General features: G+C 41.3%; 1 pseudogene. It reads right to left on the reverse strand.

Annotated features, from left to right (window positions below):
* A pseudogene (locus tag AAEY75_RS17415) lies at positions 1-204 on the reverse strand (hypothetical protein); the annotation flags it as partial.
* Between the last annotated feature and the right edge of the window lie 26 nt (positions 205-230).

A 230-nucleotide genomic window follows, 5' to 3' on the forward strand; every position in this document is an offset into this window, starting at 1 on the left:
TCCCAGCACTGTCCAGAACAGCACCACAATCAAGAAACCTTCACGAGTTCGTAGATCACCTTTTTGATGACGGTTGGGGTACCACAATAAAAAGCCTAAAAAAATACTGACAAAAAAGGCCTGAATAAAAGCAGTACCGCCACCATCTTTATACAAGATAGCCACTAATGCTGACGGCAACATGGTGATTGAAAATAACCCCATCAGCAAACCTGTGATTCTAATAATTG

This window comes from Psychrobacter sp. TB55-MNA-CIBAN-0194 (assembly GCF_040309505.1).
GTDB lineage: Bacteria > Pseudomonadota > Gammaproteobacteria > Pseudomonadales > Moraxellaceae > Psychrobacter > Psychrobacter fozii.